13 protein-coding genes are annotated in these 18445 nt (G+C 57.1%); 6 read left to right on the top strand and 7 right to left on the bottom strand.

Translation table 11 applies throughout. The features are described 5' to 3' along the window. Positions 1-96: 96 nt before the first annotated feature. The gene (locus tag IE099_RS17010) at positions 97-1407 is read left to right on the top strand and encodes an MFS transporter (RefSeq protein ID WP_189572607.1); all 1311 of its coding nucleotides are present in this window, start codon (positions 97-99) and stop codon (positions 1405-1407) included. Between the two features lie 21 nt (positions 1408-1428). Here IE099_RS17010 and IE099_RS17015 read toward each other — a convergent pair whose 3' ends face one another. The 4 genes from IE099_RS17015 to IE099_RS17030 are packed head-to-tail and all read right to left on the bottom strand — an operon-like array spanning position 1429 to position 5257. Next, a complete protein-coding gene (locus IE099_RS17015) occupies positions 1429-2178 on the bottom strand; it encodes a carbohydrate-binding family 9-like protein (RefSeq protein ID WP_189572610.1) in 750 nt (249 codons plus the stop codon). 52 nt (positions 2179-2230) lie between these two features. Next, the gene (gene folD, locus IE099_RS17020; protein ID WP_189572612.1) at positions 2231-3103 is read right to left on the bottom strand and encodes a bifunctional methylenetetrahydrofolate dehydrogenase/methenyltetrahydrofolate cyclohydrolase FolD; all 873 of its coding nucleotides are present in this window, start codon (positions 3101-3103) and stop codon (positions 2231-2233) included. Next, the gene (locus IE099_RS17025) at positions 3100-3759 is read right to left on the bottom strand and encodes a lysophospholipid acyltransferase family protein (protein ID WP_189572615.1); all 660 of its coding nucleotides are present in this window, start codon (positions 3757-3759) and stop codon (positions 3100-3102) included. The genes folD and IE099_RS17025 overlap by 4 nt, the downstream gene beginning before the upstream one ends. A gap of 7 nt (positions 3760-3766) precedes the next feature. Beyond that, a complete protein-coding gene (locus IE099_RS17030; protein WP_189572617.1) occupies positions 3767-5257 on the bottom strand; it encodes an FGGY family carbohydrate kinase in 1491 nt (496 codons plus the stop codon). A 121-nt stretch (positions 5258-5378) separates the two neighbouring features. On the opposite strand from IE099_RS17030, the gene IE099_RS17035 reads away from it, so the two are divergent. Further along, positions 5379-6827: a sulfatase family protein gene (locus IE099_RS17035; RefSeq protein ID WP_189572620.1), complete on the top strand. Its 1449-nt coding sequence runs from the start codon at positions 5379-5381 to the stop codon at positions 6825-6827. Positions 6828-6904: 77 nt separating this feature from the next. On the opposite strand, the gene rnr is transcribed toward IE099_RS17035, so the two are convergent. From rnr to IE099_RS17050, 3 genes are all read right to left on the bottom strand, one after another. Then, positions 6905-9247, bottom strand: coding sequence for a ribonuclease R (rnr, locus tag IE099_RS17040; RefSeq protein ID WP_229809567.1), 2343 nt, complete (start codon positions 9245-9247; stop codon positions 6905-6907). 175 nt (positions 9248-9422) lie between these two features. After that, positions 9423-10322: a M23 family metallopeptidase gene (locus IE099_RS17045; protein ID WP_189572626.1), complete on the bottom strand. Its 900-nt coding sequence runs from the start codon at positions 10320-10322 to the stop codon at positions 9423-9425. Positions 10323-10447: 125 nt separating this feature from the next. Next, positions 10448-10936, bottom strand: a complete 489-nt coding sequence (locus tag IE099_RS17050; protein WP_189572629.1) for a hypothetical protein — start codon at positions 10934-10936, stop codon at positions 10448-10450. Positions 10937-11067: 131 nt separating this feature from the next. Here IE099_RS17050 and IE099_RS17055 point away from each other — a divergent pair, with 131 nt between their 5' ends. The 4 genes from IE099_RS17055 to IE099_RS17070 all read left to right on the top strand — a co-directional run bounded on the left by IE099_RS17055 (position 11068) and on the right by IE099_RS17070 (position 18434). Then, positions 11068-11586: a hypothetical protein gene (locus tag IE099_RS17055; protein ID WP_229809565.1), complete on the top strand. Its 519-nt coding sequence runs from the start codon at positions 11068-11070 to the stop codon at positions 11584-11586. Between the two features lie 12 nt (positions 11587-11598). Beyond that, entirely contained in the window at positions 11599-12639 is a 1041-nt protein-coding gene (locus IE099_RS17060) for a 3-deoxy-7-phosphoheptulonate synthase (RefSeq protein WP_189572632.1), read from the top strand. A gap of 3 nt (positions 12640-12642) precedes the next feature. Then, positions 12643-13308, top strand: coding sequence for an RluA family pseudouridine synthase (locus IE099_RS17065; RefSeq protein WP_189572634.1), 666 nt, complete (start codon positions 12643-12645; stop codon positions 13306-13308). A gap of 251 nt (positions 13309-13559) precedes the next feature. Further along, on the top strand, positions 13560-18434 hold the full coding sequence (locus IE099_RS17070) for a DUF6923 family protein (protein ID WP_189572637.1): 4875 nt from the start codon (positions 13560-13562) through the stop codon (positions 18432-18434). Positions 18435-18445 lie beyond the last annotated feature (11 nt).

The raw sequence follows: 18445 nt of genomic DNA on the forward strand, positions 1-18445 counted from the left end.
TTAATAAAACTTTAATAAGTTACACAAAAGAGCTGGGAACGTCATATTTCCCCGTTCTTCGCGTTTCCTTTTTCTAAAATTGGAGCACCCTTCCCCGTGCGCGAAATCCTCACTGGGGCCGGCCCCTTCCGTCATGCGAACGTTCGTCTCTATGCCTTTTTCACGATTTTTTATAATGCGCGGGCCTACTACCCTATTTTCGCGATTCTCTTTCTCGATCTGGGACTGAGTCGGGAGCAGTTCCTCACCCTCAATGCCGTTTGGGCTGCCGCCATCTTCCTGTTGGAAGTCCCGTCTGGAGCGTTGGCTGACACCATTGGGCGCAAGAAACTCCTCGTCGCGGCTGGTGCGATGATGACCGTCGAGATGGCCCTCCTTCTCTTTGCGCCCCAGAACGGAGGCTGGGTTCTTCTACTCATGGTCTTTGCCAACCGTCTCCTCTCAGGGGCCTCGGAGGCTTCCGCCAGTGGTGCCGACCAAGCGCTCGCCTACGACACTTTGCAGGAGAAGGGTGAGGAGGATCAGTGGGACGGGGTGCTGGCCTCGGTCATGACCTTCCGCTCAGCGGCCTACTTCACAGCCATGATTCTGGGCTCACTCCTCTATGACCCCTCGGTCTTGGCGAAAGTCATTCCTGCTCTGGGCGATCTCGAGAAGTCCCTCACCCTCCGTCTGCCCATCGCGCTGGTATTCTTGCAGGGGATTGCCTGTTTCTTCTTTGCCCTCCGCATGCGCGACATCGAGACCGACGATGAAGAGCGCCCTTCTTTGAAAAAAGCCTTCCGCACGACCCTTTCCGCTGGCAGATGGGTCATCACCACCCCCCTCGCGCTCATGGTGGTATTGGGCGGTGTACTGGCGGACTCGTTTGCGCGCACCTTTGCGACCCTGACTTCAGACTATTTCCGCTTCATTCAGATCCCGGAATGGCTCTTTGGCTTTTTGGGAGCGACTTTTGCAATCACCGGCATCTTCATCCCAAAGATCGCCAAATCCCTTTCGCAGAGATTCACTCCCCGCGCTCACCTTCTTATTATCGTCTGCTGGTCCGCCGGAGCGCTCATACTTCTCGGACAAGCCTGGCCCTGGTGGGGCATCATCCCCGCGATTCTCACCATGGCGGTTCTGTCTTGGACCGACTTCCTCACTTCGCGCGAGCTCAACAAGATCGCAGCCTCCTCACAGCGCGCCACCATTTTGTCGGTCAAAGGACTGATCTTCAATCTCGGTTACGGCCTCGCCTCCCTCAGTTTCGCCGGAGCCGTGGCCGGCTTTCACCAAAATGGACAGTCCAAAGACGAAGCCTTTCACTCCACCCTACTCTGGCAACCGGCCTTGCTGGCAATCCTGATTGTGATCTTCGCGCTGTGGTCGAGACGGATTCCCCAGCCCACCCGCGAAACCTGAAAATCCATCGCGCGGGCGCGCTCACACAAATTCAATCTCACCCCATCGCAGCGGGAGATGCATATTGATGACTCCCTGCGGTGACCACACCCAGTTGTCTTCGGGATGGGTCATCTCGCCGGTTTCTTTGTCCGTAAGGTCGCTGCCGTGGGGTGGCACGCGAACATACTTTCCGTCTTTCACTGGATGCTTCCACTGCACGCGGGAAAAATTGATGCGCCAGATATCCCCGGGCTTGGGAGGGCAGGCTGCGTCCTTATGATACTTCTTCAGCTCCGCCCACGGGAAGGAAACATGGGCATCCCAGCCATCATCTTCGCTCCTCGGGTTGTTGAGAGTTCCGTGCACGATGACCTTCTTGCGGAGGCCTTCCATGTTGCAACCCCAGATTGGCTCCCCTCCCTGATTGTAGGGCTTGGGCAGAGAGAGCTCCCAGATCGTTCCAAGCGCGTTCATCTCGAACTCGTAATAGTTCAAGCCATCGCAATCGGGATCGATGAAGACCTCAAAGTCATTGTCGTGAAAGATGACCTCGTTCTGCTTCTTGATGGTGCCCCAGACATGGGGCTCTTCCATCTCCGCGCGGACATGGAGAAACTCCTCATCCCAAGCCATCTTGACCCGGGTGCGAAACCTCGGCTTCAGCTCCTCCTTGCCTGTGATGTCGACGAACTCGTCCGTCCAGTGGCAGACCTGCCAACTCGCCTCGCTACGGAGTCGGTGAACATGATACCTCTTCCGCATCTCGGGCTTCCAGTCGTCATCGGGCATGCCGGGACGCTACCTGAATCAGGGAAAAATGTCAGCGTGGAAGCATCTCCCCCTAGGAGCACTGCTGCCGCGCCGCTTGCAAAGTATTCTTCATCAGCATGGCGATGGTCATGGGACCCACTCCGCCGGGGACGGGAGTGATCGCTTCGGAGAGCTCCGCGACTTCGTCAAAGGCCACGTCACCTGTTAGACGATAACCGCGCTTCTTGCTTGCATCGTCCACGCGGTTGACTCCCACGTCGATGACGACTGCGCCGGGTTTGACAAACTCTTTGGTCACCATCTCCGGCCGGCCCACGGCGGCGATAATGATGTCGGCTCGGCGGCAAACCGCGGCGAGATCTTTGGTACGGGAGTGCGCGATGGTGACAGTGGCATCAGCACCTTTGGCCACCAAGAGCAGGGCCATAGGCTTGCCCACAATCATGCTACGGCCGACCACAACCACCTCTTTACCGGCGGTATCGATGTCGTATTCCGCGAGCAGCCTCATGCAACCGGCAGGAGTGCACGCGACGAAACCAGTAGGGTCTTCCAAGGTCAACTTGGCCACGTTTTCAGGGTGGAAACCATCGACATCTTTCGCCGGATCAATGGCGCGCACGATGGCGGCTTCGTCGATTTGACTGGGCAAAGGAGACTGCACGAGGATACCGTTAATGGTCGAATCGGCATTGAGCTCGCGCACCACTTCGAGAAGCTCGTCCTCCGTGGTGTCGACGGAGAGAACAATCTTGCGCGAGTAGATTCCCAGTTCTTCGCAAGTGCGAACCTTCGAACCCACATAAACCTGCGAGGCAGGGTCTTCCCCCACCAACACCACAGCCAAGCCGGGACTGATCCCCTGATCCTTCAGCGCCTGGACCTCGCCCCGGCACTCTTCCAAAACTTTTGCGGAAACCGCTTTTCCATCAATCAACTTCATCGGTCGCCGCGATTCAAGCTGTCCCGCATCACTTCCTCCACCTTTTTCCGCTCTAATTCGAATTCTTCCCGCCCGAGGTCCGCCGGAACATGAATTTCTTTGCCGAAAGTGATCTGCACTTTGCTGAAGGGCTTGGGAATTTGAAATTTGTCCCAAGAGTTCAGCTGCCAATAGCTCTCGTAGTTTACCAGAAATGGAATGATGGGAACTTGGGTGATGGAGGCCAATTTGACCAAACCGGGCTGGACCACATAGCGCGGTCCCCGGGGACCGTCGGGCGTGATCACAACATGGTGACCGGCTTCGAGTTCGCGGCGCAAAGCAACCAAAGCCGCAGCCCCTCGTCGCGAAGAGGAACCACGCACCGCCCCCAATCCGAAACACTCCATCGCCGCAGCCAGGGTTGCCCCATCCTTGCTCGCGCTGGTCAGAACCACCCCCGGTCGAAGAGACGACCAAGGTCCCGAGGCGGCAGCCGCACCAATCATGCGATTGTGATACAGGGCAAAGAGTCGGGGCGACGAGGTGGATGGGCCTTCGCACTGATACTCAACCGTCAAGCGAAGAGTGCGCGCCAGCGAGACCGCAAACCAACCGGCCGTGTTCCCAATGGCAATCGCCTTCCAACCGCCTCTCACCTCATTGCTCTTGCTCATCTTCTTTCTAACTCAAGGCCGAACCCCGCAGGCTCTCGCTCAAAAACTGACGACGGGACAGCACCTCGCGATAGCGTTCATGCTCTTCTAGATTTGGCTCGCAGCGACTCCCTTCGGCGGGTTCGGCGGCATAGGCCGCAATCTCCTGATAGGTGAGGTCTTCCCCGCTTTCTGCAAAGAAAGTGACTGCTGACTGCAACGCAGCTCCAAGGGCCGCGCCATCACCACCCTTCACCGCCGCAACAGGAAGCCCCAGCACATTGGCCACCAGTTGGCGCCACACCTGGCTGCGCGACCAGTCCCCCGCGACATGGACATGCTTGGGCTCGAAACCCAGCTCCGCGATGCGCTCCAGACTGTGCCCAAACTCCAGCGCCACTCCCTCGGCCGCCGACCGAGCTAGATTGGTCGCGGTGTAATTCTCGCGAGTGATCCCGTGAAGGAAACGGGTGGGAACGGTATAGTCTCCACTTTCCACCGGGGGCAAAAATACCAGACCTTCTGCGCCACAGGGTGCCGCACTGACGGCGGCTTCCAATTGCGCGGAAGTCCAGCCGAAGGTGCTACTGATCATCTCCAACGGATCGGTCGCAGCCATCGTTGCCACGGTGGGCATCCATTGGTCGGTCGAATCACAAAAACAATTCACCTCACCCCGGGGATCAATGATGGGCTCGGCACTCACGCCCGAGACCCGGCCTTCTTGACCCAGTCGCACCGTCACTCCGCCCGCCGACACATTGCCTGCTCCGATCGCCTCCATCATCGAGAGGCCTCCTCCCGCACTCACCAGAATCTCGCCAGTCAAGCCCCAGGAAGCAGCCAAGTCGTGACGTAGCGGACCTTGCGCTCCCCGCGAGGAACAAAGGGGAGGCATCCGCTCCAATAGCCGCGGGTCAATGAGATTGAAAAGCGGCTCGGACCAACTCCGACTGCGCACATCCATCAACCCACAGGCCGAAGCATCGCCAAACTCCATTCGCTTGCTACTAGTGAGCCAGTAATTCAGAAAATCGTGGGGCATCAATACTGTGGCGAGGCGCTGATAATGCTGGGGCTCGTTCTTTTTCAGCCAATGTAAAAAGGCCGGGGCACCATCGCTCGCAATCACGTTGCCGGTCAGCTCGATCATCCCGGGAGGCCCGCCAAAGGCCTGGCTGATTTCCTCGCTCTCCCGCCACATCGAGCTGTCCCCCGCCAACTTTGCAGGTCGGATAATGCGATTGTCACTATCCAAGGTCACAACTCCATGACTCTGCGCGCTAACACCGATTCCCGCCACTCGATCCCGTCCGGGTCCCAGACGGGAAAGACACTGCCGCACGGCTGAATCCAGAGCCGAGATCCAACTCGCCGGATCCTGCTCCCTGACTCCGGAGGGCGCACCTGCTAGGCACTGATGATCGGCGGAGCCCTCGGCGACCACGGCAGCAAGCTCCAGGTCCAACGCCACGACAACCGTGCGATGAACATTGGAGTCAATGCCGAGGAAAAACATATAGTGGAGAGTGAAAGTCGCTACAGCACATCTGACAATCGCGAAACCCGTTCTATCCTGCCCTCACGACAAATGCTCGATTCGGCGATAAGAGCTTTCTGCCCCACGCGTAATCGCTCTCATGAAGTCACTTTTAACAATAGCGTTTCTCTGTCCCCTCTTGGCCTCGGCCAAGCCCAATATACTCCTCATCCTTGCCGATGACATGGGCTACGGAGACGTGCAAGCGCTCAACCCCGACTCCAAGATTCCTACTCCGCATCTCGATTCCCTCGCGCGCGACGGCATGGTATTCAGCGATGCCCACACCCCCTCTTCAGTCTGCACTCCCACCCGCTACGCGCTACTCACTGGTCGCTATTGCTGGCGCTCTCCTTTAAAGAAAGGGGTTCTCGTTCCCCCGAAAGACAAGCCCCTCATCGAGAACGACCGCCCCACCCTCGCCTCTTTTTTGAAAAAGCAAGGCTACCGAACGAACATGGTCGGCAAGTGGCACCTCGGGATGGGATGGGCTCTGGACGAAAATGGCCAAGTCGACTTTCAAGGCAAAATCTCTGATACCCCGGTCGAGAAGGGCTTTGACCACTGGTTCGGAGTCGCAGCTTCCCTCGACATGGTGCCCTACACCATGATTCGCGACCACGAGGCGGTGTCTCAACTCACCGAGACCCAGCCGAACCAACCCTTCCCCCGATACACCCGCAAAGGTCCGAAAGGACCAGACTTCGATCCCGGCGATGTCCTGGACGATTTGGCCAAGGAGGCCGATCTGGTGATCGCGGACTCAGCCAAAAGCAAAGCCCCCTTCTTTCTCTACCTTCCCCTCACCGGCCCGCACAAACCGGTTTGGCCTCACGAGCGCTTCGTCGGCAGCACCGAGTTGGGGCCCTACGGAGACTTCGTGCACCAGGTAGACCACACTGTGGGCCTGGTGTTGGAGTCTTTGGAAAAGCACGGAGTCGCAGATGACACCCTGGTCATCTACACCTCGGACAATGGCTCCTTCATGTATCGTCGAAAGGACAGCCAACAACACCACCTCGCCAATCCCGGGGATCAGGGCTATCGACCTTCGGACCATCAAAGCAACTACCATTGGCGCGGAACGAAGGCGGACATCTACGAGGGCGGCCACCGGGTTCCCTTTTTGGTCCGTTGGCCCGAGAAGGCCAGGGCAGGATCGGTCTCGAAAAAGACCATCACGCTCACCGACATCTTCGCGACGGTGGCGGAAGTGACTGAAAGCCCGCTCCCAGAACAAGCGGAGGACTCCTATTCCTTCCTGAACTCTCTCCTGGGCAAAGAAAAGGCCAGTCGGCCACCGGTCATTCATCACTCGGCCAACGGAACCTTCGCCATTCGCGAGGGAGACTGGAAACTCATTCTTTCCAGTGGTTCAGGCGGCCGCCAACGCCCACTCGGCAAGCCCTTCGAACAAGGCTACCAACTCTACGATCTGCACGAGGATCCACAGGAGTCAAACAACCTCATCGAGGAGCGACCCGAGATTGCGAAACGACTCGAGAAGGCATTTGCGAAAATTGCCCGAGACCACAAAACCTCGCAATAGCGTCTCCGCTGAAATGGTTCGAGGGCAAACGAAAGCACCAGAGAACAACTCTCTGATGCTCAATTCGAACTCGATGACTACTTCTTCCGGCGACCGCCTTTAGAGGCCTTCTTAGCCGGCTTTTTGGATGAGCTCTTCTTGCTGCCGGAGGAAGACTTGCTCCCCCGTCCGCGGGATGAAGACTGTCCCCGTCCCCCGCTGCTTTTCTTCGCATTTCCAGTCCGTGGTTGAATGTCCTGCCCGGGGACGATCTCCGCTATCTCGAAGTCGACCCGCTGCTCGACAAAGTCCACTTTGGCAACCTTCAACGACACTTTCACTCCAGTTTGCAAGGTCTGGTCCTTCTGAACAAAAGACGGTCCCCCGCCATTGAAGCGCCAACCGCGCCCGGGAAGATCCTCGAACTTCACCAAGCCCTTTTGCATGATATCGGTTGCCTCAACGAACAACCCCATGGAGCGAACTTCGGTGACCACCCCTTCGAATGTGGGCGGGTCGTCGGATACCCGGGTCATTTCCAACCACTCGAGTAGCTTCAGGGTCTTTGTTTCCTGTTCCGCAAAACTTGAATTCCGCTCGGTCTCGGAGATATGAATAGCCGCCTCTTTGCAATCCTGCTGGCGCATGGTCCGGTCGGGTTTCTCCGGGCGGTTCTTGAGCAAATCCTGGAGTGCGCGATGCACAATCAAATCCGCATAACGTCGAATCGGGCTGGTAAAGTGAGCATAATCAGCCTTTGCCAAACCATAGTGACCAAGAGGCTCTTCGGAATACTCGGCTCGCTTCAGGCTGCGTAGCAGGCCCAGCTTGATGTTATGCTCCTCCGGGGTGCCCTTCGCCTGATCCAGCAAGGATTGCACGTGAGCCCGATTGGTCAGATCGCCGACCTGATAACCGTGAACTCGCGCCAGTTCGCCATACTCCATCAACTTTTCCGGATCCGGATCGTCGTGAATTCGATAGATGGCCGGCTTCTGGCGATCGCGCAGGGCCTTGGCCACTGACTCATTGGCTGCCAGCATACACTCTTCGATCAACTGGTGGCTCTCGCAGTGCTCCACCTTTTTAAATCCAGTGGCTGCCTTGGTTTCCTCATCAATGAGCACTTTGATCTCGTCCATCTCCATATCGAGTGCCCCTCGCTTGAAGCGGCGTTTGCGGAGAACCGTCGCCAATTTCCAAGCCTCGGGAATCATCGATTCCAGTTCCTTCTTGAGCTTGCCAGTGAAACGATCGGGGACGCTTCCCCCATCCAGGACCACTTGGGCATCTTCATAGGAAAGCTTGGCCTGACTATTAATGAAGGCGTCTACAAAAGTGCTCTTCGTCATCAAACCCTCGGCATTGAATTCCATAATCGCGCACTTCGTCAGGCGAACCTCATCTGGTCGCAACGAACAAATGCCATTACTTAAATTCTCCGGTAGCATGGGCAGAACCCGATCAACGAGATAAGTCGAGTTGCCCCGCTTGAGAGCCTCCTTGTCGAGGGGGGTGCCGGGCTTCACATAATGGGAAACATCCGCGATATGGACGGCAAGGGTCCATCCTCCGCCCTTTTTCCGCTGCACCCAAATGGCATCATCGTGATCCTTGGCATCGAAGGGGTCGATGGTAATCACCAGACGATCCGTCCAATCCTCGCGACGCGCCTTCTCGCTATCGGGAACTTCCACCGCCACACGCTCCGCTTCCCTGATCACATCGTCGGGAAAATGGGTCTGCAATCCATACTTATGAACCACGCTCATGATATCGACTCCGGGGCTATCAGGCCAACCGATGATCTCTTTGACCCGTCCGCGGGGATCCTGCCCTTTCTTCCACTCGATCAGCTCGACGGCAACCTTCTGGCCATCCTTGGCCTCGGAGCCAGGCTCGACTTCCAATGTCTGCGGTAGGGCTTCGGAATCCGGTTGGATGTATGCAAATCCCTTGCGACTAAAGTAGACGCCCACCACCAGACGGTCGGTGCGGTCCACGATGCGGGTGACCGTTCCGTGGGGATCGATTTCGCCCTCGCGGCCACGCTTCAGGACCACCTTGACCTCCACGGTATCACCATCCATCGCGGTGCCGGTTTTTCCTCCGGGGACGTAGATGCGCTTGATCGCGTTCAGGTCAAAGCCGCTCTGCTCGTTGGCCTCTTCATTGGAATCGGGGTAGACCGTTCCATGTCCTTTCGGAAAAATCCGGATGCGGCCAATCAGGAGACCCTTGCCTCCCTTTCCATCGCTCTTGGAGACTTCGATGCGGGCCTTCTTACCTGGACGCAGGCTGCCGTCCGCAACCATGGCTGCAAGCAGACGGCGGAATTCGGCGCGCTCCTTGGGTGCAAGCCCGAGCTCGCGTGCCATTTCACTTTTCGTTAATGGGCGTGCGCCCGGCTTGGCGAGCAACTCGAGGATGCCCTGTTTCATTTGTTCTTCGTTCACTAAAAAAATCTTTCTATTAGAGGTTTCCCTTCAGTCACAGGCAGGCAGCACGATACGAGGCTACCAGCGTGTCCCAAAGGGATGAGGGGGAATGACGAAATTTCCGAATTGAACGAGGAATCAGAGGAGCGGCATGGGGGTGGTCGCTCGCTCATGAGTCTTAATTCCCGGTGGGAAATTCGTCGGTGATGAGAGCGATAAAACGCTCTCCCGATGAGGTGAGAGTCGCAGTAGAACCTGTTCCTGTCAACCTCCCAATCGTATAGTGCTTATGATCAATGCGTGTCGAGCGCACATAGGTGACCGTTGGCTCACTCACTTCCCGATTGCTAGGCGCGATTCCCACAATGAAGCCAGAGCGGGTAAAGGCGATCTCCCAAGACTTGCTGGGTTTACTATGATTCCCAAAGCCCATCCAGCGATAGCGCTTCACGATTGGCAGCGGCCCGCTCCCTGTCCGTGGAACGGTGACGCGGTAGTGCTGGGGCAAAGCGTGAATGTGCTTGGCCAAATTGAAGTTGGGATCCTTCTGGAGCTTGAGATAGATCTCCGACAAGTCCAAGCCAGAGAGATTGAGCCCATTGCAATTGCCGTGAGGATTGGCAGAATTCAGAAAATGCCGCATCCAGTCGTCGAAGCGCTCGCTGAGCATGATATCGAGCTCCAAATGAACGTGTGCGCGGGCGTTGTTGAGGCCTGAACCGGTCGACCCCAGAATCCCCAGAACACTCCCCGGAGAAACCTGTTGTCCAATCTCAGCGGAAGTCGACGCCAAGTGCGCATACAGCGAGTAAAAAGGGCCGTAGCCCCAGTCATGCCTCACCACGACATATTTGCCATAGTTGGAGCGGGAAGCTGACGAATTGACATGAACAACTACACCACTCGCAATGGACTTCACCGGGTCAGTAGGAATCCCCCGCGCATCACGTGCGACCGGACGGATATCAAGCCCTTCATGAAAGCGGGTGTAAACTCGGCCTTCCGGAAACTCCCGCACATTTCTAACAAAGCCCCAGGAACCCGATTCCGGTGGCTTGCTGGCCAGATTGGTTGGCATATAGAAGGATGCCAAATCACCTCGAAGAAGCGCGTCGTTTGCGGTCGGGAACGCGAGGCTGAGCCGTTGCCCGCGGACTGAACTAACAGAGAGAATACATAGGAGAGCAAGGGAAAGAAGACTTCTCATTTTTTCTGCTTCTTCCATTCCTGAACAGACTGTCCAATACGAGGCATCATCTTGTCAGCCATTCCGATCTCGCGGGTCGTGAGGCCTTGCCAGATGACGATGTAGCCGTCGTTGACGGTGGAATCAATCTCCACCACATCGAGAGGACGCCCGTTGACGCGGGACATCAGAAGCTTTCCTTGGTTGGCATTGGTCAGGGCTGCAAGCCGCTGCGCTCCGGTGCGATTCAACTTGAATAGCACTCCGTAGGAATAGCCATCAGCAGCAGGAAATGGCCGAAAAGATTCGATATCTCTCGTTGAGATTTCAGGCGAAAGACGGAAGTAAACCCGCATCCCCAAGACCTCCTGGGGCACCGACATCTTGGGCCCATCAGTCTCCGCCCCCTGCAGATTGAACTGCACCACCATGGCTTCATCTTTCTTACTGCCAGCCATCAAACTGAGGCAGCAAAGGAGCCAAACGGCGAGGATGGAACGTTTCATACCCCTCTCGTATCGAAAAAACTGGCAGAGGTCAAAGTCCGAGCCTGTTCTTTTTCGACGCGAATTTCACTGCCGCATTTCGCTCGGTTCCTGCCTTGCCAGAGACGGGGGCTGTCGGTCAGGCTCAGCGCATGAGAGCACTCCTAACCACCTTCAGCTTACTGCCGTTTTTATTCCTACTGAGTTGCGCGGTGAGCGGAGGAGGATACAGCGGCGGCGGGACCCCCAATATGGGCGGCCCAACGGTCGAAGAACGGAAGGCCCAAATCGCCACCGAGCCGCGCGGGGACTTTTACTACGGTCGCCGCTATCATGTGCACAAGACCCGCTTCTGGGGCTTTTTGCGGAAGCCGGGCCAACCTTGGAGCTCGGCCAAGCTTGTGGTTTTCAACGAGAAGATGGGCAAGCAACCCGACCGCCTCTCCGAGATGGGCCCTCCCGATCAGCGATACGGCTTTGACAACAATTATGAGTATCGCATCAAAGGTTACTTCACCGGAGAGAAGGTCTACGAAATCAACTCCAACCAGTTTCTCCCCGAGTTCATGCTGACGGGCTACGAGCAACTGGACAAGGATCCGGGCTGGCTCTTCTCTCCCAGAGATCACTACGACCCGTCGCGCATCACTCTCACTCCACGCTCTTACTAGACTTCCAAGGCTATGACCCAGCTCACCGACCTCAACGTTGTTGCCAACAATCCCCTGCCCTCCCCGGCTTTCCTGCAATCCGAGATTGCCGCTACCGCCGAGCAGACCGAACTCATCGACCGCTCGCGCCGGGAAATTAGCGACATCCTTTTCCGCAAGGACGACCGCTTCCTCCTGGTGGTGGGTCCCTGCTCGATTCACGATCCCGAAGCTTGCGAGGAGTATGCGGAAAAGCTGGCCGCGCTTTCCCAAGAAGTCCGCGACAAGATCCTCATCGTCATGCGGGTCTATTTCGAAAAGCCCCGCACTACGGTCGGTTGGAAAGGTCTCATCATGGACCCGGATCTGGACGGTTCGGACGACATCATCAAGGGGCTCATGGAGGCCCGCAACTTCCTTCGCAAAGTTCTTTCTCTCGGACTACCGACTGCGACTGAATTGCTCGATCCCATTACCCCCCAGTTCATTGCGGACCTCATCAGCTGGTCTGCGATTGGCGCGCGGACCTCGGAATCGCAAACTCACCGGCAGATGGCCTCAGGGCTGTCCATGCCCTTGGGATTCAAGAACGCGACCTCCGGCTCGCTGAAAGCTGCCACCAACGCCATCAAGGCGGCATCACAGAGCCAAACCTTCCTCGGGGTCTCGGCCCAGGGAATCGCTTCTGCAGTGACAACCCGGGGCAATCCCCACTGCCACCTCATCCTGCGGGGTGGAGAAAATGGCCCCAATTACGACAAAGCCAGCATCTCTCGCTCGTGTGAAGTCCTGAAAGAATCCGGGCTCATCGAAACCGTCATGGTCGATGCTTCGCACGCAAACTGCGGCAAAAAACATGAGCAAATGCCGGCGGTCTTCGAGAACATCATCGCGCAGCGCGTCGCGGGCAACCAGGCCATCACCGGAGCCATGCTGGAATCCCATCTCGTGGCCGGCAACCAGCCCTTTCCCCAGCCGCTCGAACAGCTCAGCCGTGGTCAATCCATCACCGACGAGTGCATTGACTGGGCGACCACCGAACGCTTGGTCAGAGAGGCCGCTGCCGCGCTGTAGACCATGCAAACTCCCCCGCTGGAGTGTCTCTATGAGGACGAATGGATGATCGCGGTCAATAAGCCCGCCGGTCAACTCGTTCACCCCGCCGACCACCCGCAGCCGGATGACATTGTCACCATGAAGCTGGTGCGCGATTATCTGGGCACGCGCGTGTATGCCGCCCACCGTCTGGATCGACCGACTTGCGGGGTGCTGATTTTTGCCAAAGGAAAAACCGCCGCCCGAGCGCTGGGGCGTGCCTTCGACCGCAAACAGGTGAGCAAAATTTACCAAGCCATCGTGACGGGCCAACCAACGACCGAGACTTGGACTTGTCGCGAACCCCTGCGGAAGGACGAGAATGCCCCCGCCAAGGAGGCAATCACGGACTTTCGCCTGCTGAAATCCGTGGGGCTCGATCTGGCCCTTTTGGAAGCCCTTCCACGGACCGGGCGCTACCACCAGATCCGCAAGCATCTCCAAATTTGCGGCCACCCCATCGTGGGAGATTTTCGCTATGCGGGAAAAGAATTCTGCCACGCGCAGAGCGAAAAACTGGGCACGGAAACACGAATGCTGCTGCAATGCAAACAGATGGAACTTCCTCATCCTGTGGAAAATAGAGCTTTAACTATCAAAGCGCCGATCGATCCCTGCTTCGAAAAATTACTTAAGAGTCATAAATAGTCACTATTAATGACATCTTAAATATATATTGACTGCTGACTAATCCTGTCATAATTACTGTGCACGAAATTGAACACCGGTAAATTTTACTGGGTTTTCAATTTCAGCCCACAAGCCCCCACCTTCCAAAAAGCCCGCAAAGCATTGGATAAGAGCCCCTTGAGGGAACCCCAGATAAGACTGGCATGCCGAATGCCACTGAATAATGAGACCAAAAATCTCAGAATTCATCCCTTACCTACCCTGTATCCATGTTCACCCACATCCTTCAAAACAAATCAAAATCCAGCGCCACGGCCTATCTGGTCGCGCTCGGACTGAGCTGCACAGCGGCTCATGGCAGCGACTCCGACAATGACGGCATCCTCGATACCATTGAGAATCAGGACTCCCAAGTATCGGCCAATGACCTCGTCTTGAACAACCTCACCGACGCGCTGGTCACCGCCAACGGCGGCATCCTGAGCCCTATTCAGCAGCTTGGAGCCTCCAACAACATTCCGGCCCAGTCGTTCGAGGACGACACCGCTGGCTACGGCTATTTCCGCATTGCGAAATGGACTGGCGACCAATCGTCCAGCCTCAACCAGAAGCTTCACTACGGAATTCAGGTCCGGGATCTGGGGACTGAAATCGGTGCCTACTGGGCAACGACATCTACTGCCGACGTTCGCTTGGTCTCAAATACTGGCGAGCGCATTGAGGCCAACATCAAGCATGGAGCGATGGAGGTTCAGCCCCTCTCCACCCAATATGGCGAAATCTATCAATACAGCGTGCCTCTCACTGCTGAGACTTTCCAGACCAGCAACTCCCGCCTCACCGCAGTTCTCTCCGACCTCGCCTACATCGAGATTCGGGCGGAGTATTGGGGTTGGGCTCGCGGAGTAGAAAGCTTTCTCGTCCCCGCCGGACAATTCTGGAATGGAGCGCCCGACACCGATGGCGACGGAACGCTCGACTACCTCGACACGGATTCCGACAACGACGGCACCTCTGACCTTGTGGAAGGAACTGTCGACAGCGACGGAGACGGCTTGGCTGATTACCGCGACCGCGACTCGGACAACGACGGAATCCTGGATTCCATCGAGGGTTCCGCAGACTTGGATGGAGACGGCCTCCGTAACGCAATCGACCTCGACTCCGATGGCGACAACTTGGCCGACTCGCTGGAAGGCAATGTTGATACCGACGGCGACCTCACCGCCAACTTTCTCGATAGCGACTCCGACAACGACGGAGTATTGGACTCTGCTGAAGGAGCTCAGGACCTTGATGGTGACACTCTGGCCAACTACCTCGACACGGATGCCGACGATGATGGGATCCCTGATGGCAGCGACCCCGACGCCGACGGCGACGGCATCTCCAACTTCGAAGAAGCCTTTGCAGTTGGCAACTCGGTCAACCTGATTAGTAACGGCGATTTTGATGAGCTTGATGCCGATTTGGGTTCCCAGTATTCGCAGACTCTCGGTCTACTTGACGACGGGATAGCCCAACCCGAAGGCGCTTTTGATGTGGTTGAAAGCGCGAAGGATGCCACGGTGAATTTCCCCGACTTCGGTGATGCCAATGGCGGCGGCGACTACATGGTGGTTTGGACCGGCCCGACTTCCGGCGAGCTGGTTTGGAGCCAGGAAGTGGAAGTCACTCCCGGGACCGACTATGTGTTTTCCGCAGCAGTGGCCTCTACCTTGGCAGGCTTGGAACCCGCGCTCGACTTTCGCGTCGACGGATCTTCCCTCGGTGTTCCAATTGTTGGAGGCGATGTTGCCGAGTGGAATCGGACCTACGCAGGCTTCAATAGTGAAGAAGCCACGACTCTGACGCTCGCGATCTACAGCGTCAAAACAACCCTTCAACAGACCGGTTTCGGTCTCGATGCCATCGCACTTTCCCCCATCACCACGGATACCGACGGTGATGGAGCGGCCAACTACATGGATGCCGATTCCGACGGTGACACCCTCGCCGATTCCTACGAAGGCCAGAACGATCCCGACGGTGACGGCCTGCCCAACTTCTTGGACTTGGACTCCGACAACGACACCATCGGTGACGAAGAGGACGGCGACGCGGACCCTGACGGAGACGGCATCCCCGGATACGCGGATACGGATTCCGACAACGATCTCATCGAAGACTTCCGTGAAGGCTTTGGCGACTTCGACGAAGACGGAATCCCCGACCACCTCGACAACGATGCCGACAATGACGGCAACATCGATGCTCCGGGAGAAGACTCCGATAACGACGGAATCTGGAACGAGGAGGAAACTCTCTCCGCCGATACCGATGATGATGGCACTCCTGACTACCTGGACACCGACTCCGACAACGACGGACTTTCCGACGCTCTGGAGGGCCTCAATGATATCGATGCGGATGGCACTCCCGATTATCGTGACTATCAGCCGGCCTTCAGCCCAAGTGGCTACGCCTTCGAGTCCTACAATGCGGAGACCCAACTCGCCATCGTCGACGTCAATGCCGGAGTCTTCGTCGACCTGGGGAATACCGACCATGGCCTGAACTACAATGCCATCGCCTACCGCACGGCGGACAACTACATCTACGGACTGAATCGCAGCTCCAACGACCCCGAGCTCTTGCGCTTCGGCAGTGATGGCAGTGCGGCCGTAGTGGGCCTCATCTCCGGCCTCCCCCGCTCCTACGTGGCAGGCACTTTCGCCGATGACGGCTTATACTGGGTCTCCGGTGGTGGTCGACTCTACGGCATCGACGTCGACGCCCTCACGGTGGTCAAAGATGTCGCCCTTTCCCCCAACCCCAAAGGAACCGAGATCGATCTCGCGCACAACTTTGTGGATGGAAAGCTCTACGGTAGCACCGGCAGCGGCGTGTTCTTCCACGTGGACCGCGACACCGGCTCGACGACTGTTCTGAGCAATAACGGAAAGACCTTTGGCGCACTGATTTGTGACTTCAACGGCGCAGTCTACGGTTTCGATAACCGGGGAACTGGAGCCTTCCGCGTGAACTTGAGCAACGGCTCAGTCACCTGGGTAGCCAATGCACCTAAAACCAATATCAACGACGGAACCATCAACCCGACCCAGATTCTGGTAGTCGACACCGATGGTGACGGCATCAGCGACGAGTTCGATATCGACGATGACAACGACGGCGTCTTGGACCCGGATGAAGGAAGCGGCTACGACCCCAGCGGAGACGAAGACGGAGATGGTATCCGCAACTGGACGGACAATGTCGACAACGGCAACGACGGTGACGGCTCTCTCACTGACTATACCGACACCAATGGAGCCGGTATCCCCGATGTCTTTGATGTCGACCGGGATGGCACTCCGAACCACTTGGACGACGACGCCGATGGAGACGGACTCTCCGACACCACCGAAGCTGCGGGCGACGCCGATACCGATGGGCTCCCCAACTTCCTCGATAGCGACTCCGACAATGACGGAATCGAAGACGGAACCGACGGCCTGGGTGATACCGATGGTGACGGCATTCCCGACTATCTCGACAACTTCGATGACCGAGACCAGGACAACGATGGCATCCCCAACGGATTGGAAGGAACCGGCGACACCGATGGCGACGGTCTTCTGGACTACTTCGACACCGACTCCGATGACGACGGTTATTCCGACTCGGAAGAAGCCGGCGCCGACCCCACGAATCCACGCGATTCCGACGGAGATGGCATCCCCAACTTCCAGGACTTTGACGATGACAACGACGATGTTCCAACCGCCAACGATCCTTGCCCTCTTTGCAACCTCGCTGACAACTACATCGAGTTCGACATCCGCAACGTCGACATTCTCGCCGACTATGACGTCTACCCTGGCTACTACGACTACGCCCGCGACGTTTGGAACGAGGTGAAGTTTCTTCTCAACTGCAACACCGAGGGCATCCCCCTCGAGCAAGAGAAGCGTGGCTTCGACGAAGAAAGATTCTACTTGGCCGAGGATTGCGAAGTGTTTGTTACCGTGATTTTCGACGGTGCGGATTACCACAACAGCCTGGCCTTCTATGATGCGGAAGACCCTGCGGGAACTTGGACCGAGATTTGGAAAAACTTCGTTACCGGCCCCACCGCACCTCTCATCCCCGGCTCTTCCGTGAGCTTGGGTGTGATGCCTGCCGGAACCCAACTCCGCTTCGGCCTGGTGATGGATGGCGGCAATGGCGGGACCAGAAAGATCTATCAGGATTCTTTCCTCAATCCCGGTGGACAAGAGTTCTGTGCATCCAAGATTGAGCTCACCAGCATCGAGAGTGACCCCATCATCCTCGCCTTCGAAGATCAGCTCTTCGCCGGCCGTGACAACGACTTCAATGACGTTATCATCATGGTCGAGTGCATCCCCTCCGCGCTTGGAACCGCCCAGTTCGCTGGAGTTGTTTCCGAGAACGAAGACGCGGTCGCCTCCGCTGCTGTCACCAGCCTGTTGACTGCTGAAGGGATGAACGATGCAAGCTTCGAGTCGACGGCCGAGCTGCTCTACGTTCCCGAAGGACTGAACAGCCTGACCTTCGACCTTGTTGGAGACCAAAGCGATTTGGAAGGAAGCTTCGCGCTCTACGACTACGACAAGCTGTCCAGCGTGAGCCCGAATACCCTGAGCTATCGCGAGGTGGCGGCCGAGCTTGCCGAAGTCATCTTCGACGACCGTCAGGACGAGGTGGGAGCCTCCGTCACCATCAACCCGGTTGCCCTCGGACTGGATGGCAAGCACCTTGCGCTCGTCTACCTACCCGGCAACACCTTCGACAAGTTCAACAGCAATCCGCACCGTTACACCCCACGTGGTGAAGGCGACGACCTGAAACGCCAGCCACTCTTCAGCGTCATCAATGCCAACCCGGGCTCAGCAGACCAGTTCCTCTTCTTCACCAACGAGACTTCGACTCTGGTTTGTATCGAAGACTTGAGCCGTGCGGATGCGGAAGGTGAAGCCGGAGCGGCCAGTTCCAATAGCTTTGCCGGAGCCCAGATTCGCATCACTCCCGCACTGAGCTTGGTCAGTTTCCACTACGGTCAATATATGCACGGGACACCTGATGTCACTGCCGACTGGACTGGCACCGACGGATACTCTGACGAACAGAATGGAGACTATTAATCCCTCCTTCC

Origin of the sequence: Roseibacillus persicicus, assembly GCF_014651675.1 — a bacterium.
Lineage (GTDB): Bacteria > Verrucomicrobiota > Verrucomicrobiia > Verrucomicrobiales > Akkermansiaceae > Roseibacillus > Roseibacillus persicicus.

What these genes read in the sequence shown, in the direction of transcription:
- IE099_RS17035 (WP_189572620.1), top strand. Translation starts at nt 5,379, where the DNA reads ATGAAGTCACTTTTAACAATAGCGTTTCTCTGTCCCCTCTTGGCCTCG.
- rnr (WP_229809567.1), bottom strand. Translation starts at nt 9,247, where the DNA reads ATGAAACAGGGCATCCTCGAGTTGCTCGCCAAGCCGGGCGCACGCCCA.
- IE099_RS17015 (WP_189572610.1), bottom strand. Translation starts at nt 2,178, where the DNA reads ATGCCCGATGACGACTGGAAGCCCGAGATGCGGAAGAGGTATCATGTT.
- IE099_RS17025 (WP_189572615.1), bottom strand. Translation starts at nt 3,759, where the DNA reads ATGAGCAAGAGCAATGAGGTGAGAGGCGGTTGGAAGGCGATTGCCATT.
- IE099_RS17060 (WP_189572632.1), top strand. Translation starts at nt 11,599, where the DNA reads ATGACCCAGCTCACCGACCTCAACGTTGTTGCCAACAATCCCCTGCCC.
- IE099_RS17045 (WP_189572626.1), bottom strand. Translation starts at nt 10,322, where the DNA reads ATGCCAACCAATCTGGCCAGCAAGCCACCGGAATCGGGTTCCTGGGGC.
- IE099_RS17055 (WP_229809565.1), top strand. Translation starts at nt 11,068, where the DNA reads ATGAGAGCACTCCTAACCACCTTCAGCTTACTGCCGTTTTTATTCCTA.
- IE099_RS17030 (WP_189572617.1), bottom strand. Translation starts at nt 5,257, where the DNA reads ATGTTTTTCCTCGGCATTGACTCCAATGTTCATCGCACGGTTGTCGTG.
- IE099_RS17050 (WP_189572629.1), bottom strand. Translation starts at nt 10,936, where the DNA reads ATGAAACGTTCCATCCTCGCCGTTTGGCTCCTTTGCTGCCTCAGTTTG.
- IE099_RS17070 (WP_189572637.1), top strand. Translation starts at nt 13,560, where the DNA reads ATGTTCACCCACATCCTTCAAAACAAATCAAAATCCAGCGCCACGGCC.
- folD (WP_189572612.1), bottom strand. Translation starts at nt 3,103, where the DNA reads ATGAAGTTGATTGATGGAAAAGCGGTTTCCGCAAAAGTTTTGGAAGAG.
- IE099_RS17065 (WP_189572634.1), top strand. Translation starts at nt 12,643, where the DNA reads ATGCAAACTCCCCCGCTGGAGTGTCTCTATGAGGACGAATGGATGATC.